At 62.9% G+C, this 7,433-nt stretch carries 7 protein-coding genes and 1 pseudogene; 3 read left to right on the forward strand and 5 right to left on the reverse strand.

The genetic code is table 11. The features are described 5' to 3' along the window. The 3 genes and pseudogenes from VIR62_RS12665 to VIR62_RS12675 all read right to left on the reverse strand — a co-directional run. A pseudogene (locus VIR62_RS12665) lies at positions 1–470 on the reverse strand (efflux RND transporter periplasmic adaptor subunit); the annotation flags it as partial. A gap of 12 nt (positions 471–482) precedes the next feature. After that, a complete protein-coding gene (locus tag VIR62_RS12670; protein ID WP_431871806.1) occupies positions 483–1,616 on the reverse strand; it encodes a TolC family protein in 1,134 nt (377 codons plus the stop codon). A 1,475-nt stretch (positions 1,617–3,091) separates the two neighbouring features. Beyond that, positions 3,092–3,244 carry a hypothetical protein gene (locus VIR62_RS12675; RefSeq protein WP_431871808.1) on the reverse strand — a complete coding sequence of 51 codons (153 nt, stop codon included), beginning with the start codon at positions 3,242–3,244 and terminating at the stop codon, positions 3,092–3,094. A gap of 198 nt (positions 3,245–3,442) precedes the next feature. Between VIR62_RS12675 and VIR62_RS12680 the strand changes: the two genes are divergently transcribed. Together VIR62_RS12680 and VIR62_RS12685 are read left to right on the forward strand one after the other, a co-directional pair. Further along, the gene (locus VIR62_RS12680; protein ID WP_431871809.1) at positions 3,443–4,942 is read left to right on the forward strand and encodes a TolC family outer membrane protein; all 1,500 of its coding nucleotides are present in this window, start codon (positions 3,443–3,445) and stop codon (positions 4,940–4,942) included. 26 nt (positions 4,943–4,968) lie between these two features. Further along, positions 4,969–5,352: an SRPBCC family protein gene (locus tag VIR62_RS12685; protein ID WP_431871811.1), complete on the forward strand. Its 384-nt coding sequence runs from the start codon at positions 4,969–4,971 to the stop codon at positions 5,350–5,352. Between the two features lie 235 nt (positions 5,353–5,587). On the opposite strand, the gene VIR62_RS12690 is transcribed toward VIR62_RS12685, so the two are convergent. Further along, a complete protein-coding gene (locus tag VIR62_RS12690; protein ID WP_431871813.1) occupies positions 5,588–6,229 on the reverse strand; it encodes a cation transporter in 642 nt (213 codons plus the stop codon). Between the two features lie 73 nt (positions 6,230–6,302). Between VIR62_RS12690 and VIR62_RS12695 the strand changes: the two genes are divergently transcribed. Beyond that, the gene (locus VIR62_RS12695) at positions 6,303–6,728 is read left to right on the forward strand and encodes a MerR family transcriptional regulator (protein ID WP_431871815.1); all 426 of its coding nucleotides are present in this window, start codon (positions 6,303–6,305) and stop codon (positions 6,726–6,728) included. A 120-nt stretch (positions 6,729–6,848) separates the two neighbouring features. Here VIR62_RS12695 and VIR62_RS12700 read toward each other — a convergent pair. Further along, positions 6,849–7,433 (reverse strand): HEPN domain-containing protein (locus VIR62_RS12700; protein ID WP_431871817.1); only part of this gene is annotated, 585 nt, incomplete at its 5' end.

The following is a 7,433-nucleotide window of genomic DNA, read 5'->3' on the forward strand; positions in this document are numbered from 1 at the left end:
CGCGCGCCGCGGCGGATCGCGCCGCCTGTGCCTGCGCCGCCGCCATTGCGCTCGGCGACGAATGCCGCCGCCTCCCGACTCTCGAGCAGCGCGACGGTCTCGCCGGCGCGGACCGGATCGCCAAGGCGCTTGTTGATGCGAACCACGGCGCCGTCGGCCCGTGCGGTCAGCAGCGCCTGCCCTTGGGGTGGGGCTGTCACGGTCGCCTGAGCGATGATCTCGGAGGCAAGGGACCCTTCCTCAACGGTCGAGGTCCGGATGCCGCTTGCCTCCAAACGAGCGGGCGTCATTTCGACAAAGCCTTCCCGGCCGTGCCCAGCCTCCTCGCCCTCTTCGGCGGGGGCCGCTTCCCCGGCGGGAACAGATTCGTTTGGTTGCGTCATAACTAAGCCGCCAACGGCGACGACAGCAAGGGCGGCGACGCCGGCGAGCAGCTTCTTTCGGTTCTGTGTAACTACGGTGAGATCCATCTGGGATGTTCCTTATTGGGCGGCGACGCGGCCGAGTTCGGCGGTCGCTAGCGCTTGGGCGAGGCGGGCTTCGATGAGGGCGGTCTGCGCGGTGCGGTAGGCGTTCTGCGCATCCAGCAACTCCAGCAGCGATGCGCGTCCTTCGCGGTAGGAGAGTTCCGTCAGCCGCAACGCCTCAGCCGCCTCGGGGACAGCCGCTTTTTCAAGCGCCTCGACGCGGGCCGCCGCAGCTTCCACGTTGACGATGGCGTTGCCGGCGCGGACGGTGGCCGACGCCCTCGCGCTGACGAGGCCTGCCTCGGCCGCACGGATATTCGCGCGGGCGGCAGCGACGTTCCCCTGGTTCCGATCGAAGATCGGCAGCGGCATCGAGAGACCGCCCACCAAGGCGACATCACCTGTCTCCCGCACATGACGAACGCCTAGACCGATCGCTGGGTCGAGCCGACCGGCAGCTCGCTGTTGGCGAAGTTCCGCTTCGGCCCGAAGCCGCTCTGCTTCGGCCAGTCGGACCTCCAGGCTCTGTTCGGGATCGATGGTCCGCGGCTGCAGATCGAGCAAGTCACCAGTCACCGATTCCGGCGGCGTACTCACGCCGAAGAGCACGGCAAACGTCGCTCGGGCCGCCCGCTCGTCGGCGCGCGCTGCTTCGAGTTCGGCGGCAGCCTGGGCCGCTGCAGAGCGGGCTCGGATCGCCCTGAGTGGCGGCTCCCGGCCCTCCTCTACAAGGATGTTGGTGATGCGAGCCAACTCGCGCGCCCGAGCTTCATTATCGGTCGTAATTCGCAATCGGTCCCGGGCGGTGGCCGCTCTCGCGAATTGCTCCCGCACCGCTTGCGCCAGGTCAGCCCTTGCGATTGCAAGTCTCAGCCGTTCCGTCGCCAGTTCGGCTTGCGCCACGGCTACACGGGCGGGCCGGCGGCCGGCGAGATCGAGCCGTTGGCTGAGAGCGACCGTCGTTTCCGTCCCGCGAAATCCGGACAACTCGCCCGACCCTGCGAAGTTCTCCACCTCTACGCTGAGCTCCGGATTCACCCGGAAGCCCGCCTGTCGCACCCGAGCCTCGGCGGCTTCGACCCGCGCTTGCGCTGCGATGACGGCTGGCGAACGCGCGGCAGCTTCCTCCAGTGCCTGCTCGAGCGTCAATGTTGCCGGTAACGGTCCTTCACGCGGCGCGAGCAGGGGCAAGTCTGCCGTGGGAGGCGGCGCAGGCGGACCTACTAGCTCGGGTTGAGTGGGAACGCCCACCTGCGGCGTTGCCGGCGTGCTCACCTGCGCGCTGGCGGCCGCCATAGGCGGAGCAAGGGCCAGTGCAGCGCCAAGAAACGCTCTTGCAGCCAAGGCGGAAGTGCCGACGCGCCACGCCAGTCGGGAGGGGTAGGCGCACCTTATCGAGTATCGATCACTGGATTCGGTGAGCGGATCCTCAGCGCGCGCGCGGAGCCGCAAATGTAAAGAGAGCATAGGTCATCCCTGAAGCGATTCATCCAAGCCGCCCGCGTCAGCGGGCGGAAGCAAGATGCTTCAGGGGCGCGGAGGACGCTCCAGTCCATTTGGAGAGGCCGCAGCCAAACGCTCGTAGAGGCGAGGCGGAAAGAGTTCAGCCGTGGGTAACAAGTCTGAATCGTCACCTCCGGTCGAGGCGTCCACATAGCAGTGTGCGCAGTGACTAAACGCACAATGCATCACCTTGCCCGGCTGACTGTCGCTTTGCCCATCCTCTGAGCTGTCGTTGGTGATTACGAAGTCGCCTGTTGCCGCCGACGTCATCAAACTCGCACCAGCAACCGCATGAGAGCCGCTATCCACGGCGGAGCCAAACCCAGCGAATGCCGGCGAGACCGCGAGCAGCATTAACAGGACGGCAATTGCCGTCCTGGATACAAATTGCGCCAGAAGGGTCACTGCCGAAGTCAACGGATTGGGATTAGCTCCATCTCGGGTTTTCACAGCCCGTCCTCATACAGCGAAATTCTGGCCATGCAACCCGTCCTTCTTGGCGCTCTCCGCTCGTCAGGGCCGACAGCCGCCATTCGGCTCTCTGCGTCGACGCGAGCCTTCTGTCGTGCAAGGAACGTTGGCCGTGTAGCGGCCTCCGTGGCAACATCGCGCTAAAATCCTCCCGGTCTTGTCTTCGTCACGCTCCTACTCTGATCGTGACTGATTTCCGCAGGCCAAGGAAGGTCGATCCAACTAACCCTCAAAGAGTCATCAAGGCTTGGCCGCGTCAGGCGCGGCGCTCAGCCCAAGGAATCAGGCGTTCACAAGAAGGGGTATTCGCGATAGATACTGGTCTTGTTCAATTCTGCTCTCTTCCCGAACCCGAAAAAAGGCGAACCCTTGCTATCTAGCAGCCCCTCCGCCTAATGTGGCGTCGGAGGCGAACAGGTGGCATCGAGAGGCATATTCGACTGGCTTCGGCTCCTCCTCGCTGGTCTAAGCTTGCTTCTTGTCACCGCTACCCCCGTGCTCGCCGAAGCTGGCTGCTATAAAGATGTGGTGCTGTATGCATCCGCGGACAGCATGCAAACTGATGGTGCCGAGATCGCAGCCGCAAGCGACGATCCCGATCGTCAAAAACCCGTCGGTCGCCGCTGGTCCTGTCACCTCCACCATAGCACTCACTTTGGCGCGACGCTCGATTCTAACGGGTATGATTGCTGTTCCTTTGATCCGACGCGGTTGAAATTCACTAGCGCGGCGGCTGACCGCTTGCCGGCAGCCTTCATCGAAGTTTCGCCGCGTCCGCCGAAGCCAACAAGATTGGCCGCCATTTAGGCCTGATCCAAGGCGGGTCGGGTCTCGCCGCTAGCTGTCCAGCAGAAACGGTGCCTTTGCCGCGCCGGACGGCCATTATCGCGGCTGGCGATCGATCTTCTCAGCCAAGCTCTCCTTTCAACCTGCGCCTGACGTGCGGGACAACGGGCTCGATGCTTGGATTGGTCAACCAATCCTTCCCCAAGGTGAACGTAATGCGATCATACCTCTTCCTTGCTGCGTCCGCAGCTTTATCCATCGCCGGCCCCCTCCAGGCCGAAACACTTCGCCAAGCGCTCGTGCGGGCGTACCAAACGAATCCCGCGCTGACCGGCGCTCGCGCCGGTCTTCGCGCCATCGACAATGGCGTACCTCTCGCGAAAGCCGCCGGCCGTCCGTCGCTCAGCGGCACTGCCGACTATCAGGAATTTGTTCAGAACTCAGCAAACTCGTTCACATCCCCGTTGAGGGCTGCCACCGCCGGCGTGAACCTGAACGTTCCGCTCTATCAGGGCGGGAGGGTGCGCAATTCGGTAAGCGCCGCTAAGGCCCGAGTCGAGGCCGGTAGGGCGAGCCTCAGGTCGACCGAAGCGATATTGTTCGAGGAAATTGTTGCAGCCTACCTTGATGTCGCTCGCGACGATGTCATTGTTCAGTTGAACATGTCCAATGTGAATGTTCTTGAAACGAACCTTCAGGCGTCGCGCGACCGGTTCGAAATCGGCGATCTTACCCTCACTGACGTAGCCCAGTCACAGGCGCGGCTCGCCCTGGCTCGTGGCCAGTTGGAGACGGCGCGCGCGCAACTCGTTGCGAGCAGAGCAAACTATCTGCGGCTCGTCGGCGTGCCTCCCGTCAACCTCCAGCCGCCGCCGGCGCTTCCTGGCCTTCCGGCGACGCCAGCACAGGCAATCGACATCGCATTGGACAATAATCCACAGCTGGAGACCGCCAAGGCAGAGAGCGTGGCCGCACGCTACGATATCGGAGTAGAGAAGGCATCGCGCCTGCCGAGGCTCTCGGCCATAGCGAATGGCGGCTATGCGAATTACCTCGGAACACTGGGCGGCAATCTGCCCGGACGGACCTTTTTCCAGACGCAGAACACAGTCACTGTTGGGCTATCGGCTACAATTCCGCTTTACCAGGGCGGCGCCCCGGCAGCTCGTGTTCGCCGAGCAAACGAGCTGTACGGCCAGTCGCTGGAGCAGATCATTCTGGTGGAGCGCGCCGTGGTCGCCGACGCACGCGCGGCTTTCTCTCGCTATAATGCGGCGTTGCAAGTGATTCGCTCCGCGCAAGTAGCGGTCGAAGCGAATGAGCTTGCGGTCGAGGGTGTTCGCGCCGAGAATACCGTCGGAACGCGCAACGTGTTGGATGTCCTGAATGCCGAGCAGGAGTTGCTCAACAGCCGGGTCCAACTCGCCACCGCCCGTCGCGACGCTTACGTCGCTGGCTTCTCCCTGCTCGCAGCGATCGGCAAGGCGGAAGCGCGAGACCTTGGGTTGTTCAGCGAAGCACTTTATGAGTCCGGCTTTGGAGCCGGTCCTGCTCCTGAATATCAGCCGGCCGAACAAGCGATTCCGCCGAGCTCGTCATTGGGCGACCCGGATGAGCAGCGCGGCGGCGCACCAGACAACATGCGGCCCATTGCACTCCGGAACGCTAATCGAACATCAAAGCCGTCCGCCCGCATGATACAGCGCGCGAGGTGAACGGCCGCCACAAGGGAGAACACCTCTTGACGGAACTGAAGACTTCCATCCGGCTGAAAGCGCCGCCCTTGCAGGTTTGGGCGGTCTTGACCGCCTTCTCCGACTATACGCGATGGCACGCGCTTCTGAACCTCGACGGCACTGCCGCGGTGGGCAGCGAGATCGTCTATTCGTTGCGTCGCACAGCCGAACGATCGCACTACATAAATACGGAGGTCCTCATCATCGAGTGCGAGGAGCCAAAGAAGCTCGCGTGGCGAATTGGCCTTCCCAAACTGATTGTTATGGAAGAGAGCTTTAAGCTCGAGGCGGACGACTCCGGAACGATTCTCCAGCACGAAATAAAGCCGAGCGGGGTTCTCTCGTGGCTGGCCGTACGCCTAGCGGGACATCGTCTATGGAAAATATGAAGGCGTTCGACGCCCATCTGGCCAAGCGCGTGACTGTTCTCCAGTCCAATCGACAGCCTCCCCCTCGCGCGCCGGGCTCGTCCAAGGTGCGACGGCAGCGCACTCGATCGAAATCGCGACGATGAGGCCATGCCTTGGCCCAGATGAAGCTGCCGTCTGCATTTTGACGAAGCGGATCGGCTGCGGGCCTTGCGGAGCAGTAGCTTCGGGAAGTGCATCGGAGCTATAGGGTCCATCACATCCATTGCGGCTGCTCTCGGCGGCTGACTTTCAGCTCAGCGACGGCAAGACGCATGATCTGCCACCCTCCCGATATGCCGAGGGCGGCCATAACGGTGGCCACGATAAGGTCGGGCCAGGCGGTCCCAGTGCCGAACACGCCGACTGCCGCCGCCACGACGGCGATGTTGCCGATCGCGTCATTGCGCGAGCATATCCAGACGGACCGCATGTTCGCGTCGCCTGACCGGAAACGATACAGCATGATGGCAACGGCGGCGTTGGCGACGAGCGCCATAATGCCGACGATCCCCATCACCTCCGCCGCGGGAAGGGATCCGTGGTAGGCAGCCCAGACGGTGGCGGCGATGACGTAAAGGCCGAACAAGGTGAGAGTGGCGCCTTTGAACAGGGCTGCACGGGCGCGCCACGCGAGCGCCATTCCCGCCACACCAAGGCTGATCGCGTAATTGGTGGCGTCTCCGAAGAAGTCGAGCGCGTCTGCCTGCAACGCCTTGGATCCCGCCGCTACGCCCGCACCCATCTCAGCGACGAACATGAAGGCGTTGACGCCAAGCGCGATCCACAGCGCACGGCGCCAGCGGGGATCGCCTTTGCCGACGTTCAGCTTCTCACTTCCACAACAATGACCGGCCACTGAGATTTACCTCGATTCGTGCATTCGGCTGCTTATATGCACCCTGTAGCAACTAGAGGGTCAAGAACCGCTCATGAGAATTGGTCAGCTCGGCGCTGCGACCGACACGAAGGTGGAGACGATCCGCTATTATGAGCAGATCGGCTTGCTCTCGCCGCCGGCGCGCTCTCCTTCCAGTTACCGCTCCTACGGCATGGAGCACCTTCAGCGGCTGGCGTTCATCCGCCGAGCCCGTGATCTCGGATTTCCGCTCGACCAGGTTCGCGAGTTGCTGAGCATTGCCGACGACAAGGAACAATCTTGCGAGGTCGTCGATGACATCGCCCGAATGCATCGAGCCACCGTCGCGCGGAAGATGTCCGAACTCCGGGCTTTGGGCGACGAGCTCGACCGGCTCATCGGCCAATGCGGTCACGGCGCGATCGCTGATTGCCGGATCATCGAGGCTCTAGCCGATGTGGTGAGCAACGAAGAACGCCCTGACGTGCCTGAGAAATGATCTTGTAATGCGCCTCGCTAGGCCGGTTCGCGAAAGCGTCTGTATCTCAGTGCCGTTTTGACTTTCGGGAGCAGTCATCGCGTGCTTTAAGCGGAAGCCGACGCTCCCTGCGGCACGCGCTTACTCTTCGCATGCGGAGGACTGCTCTTCATCGGCCGCGCGGCGGAGCTGTTCCAGGCGCTCGCGCGATACTTGCTCCACGATGCCGCGCAGCGTGCGGACGCACTGTAGGATCGCGTTAAGGTCGTCGACACTGATTTCGTAGGCGGAGGAATAGCGGGCCTCGACATACGCCCGCTTGAGGAGCTGGAAGCGACGCCGGTCGAGACGCCGATCCCGCGGCCACGCCTCGATCAGCCGCGGCTCGTTGTCCTCGGCAAGCGAGCGCAGGAATTTGATGTTGTGCGAACGCGGGAAATACAGCGTGCGTACGAGAAGGAAGCAAATGTAAGCCCGCTCCACCGCTTGATGCAGGGTAAAGGCGGCATCCTTGCACCATCCGCGGTCGTCCGTCCCCTTGCCAACCTGGTCAGCAGCTGTCGAAAGCGCACGATCGACGCCAGGCAGCCACTCCGCGAAATAGCCGCTCGCCATTTCGAGTGCGTCGGCGGCAGTAAGCGGCGCCGGCATCGCCAGTGGGTGGCAAGGCAGCTCGTATAGGATGATCCCGTCACGGGCGATGTCGACCCAGAAATATTCGCCGCG

Origin of the sequence: Allosphingosinicella sp. (assembly GCF_036570505.1) — a bacterium.
Classification (GTDB): Bacteria; Pseudomonadota; Alphaproteobacteria; order Sphingomonadales; family Sphingomonadaceae; genus Allosphingosinicella.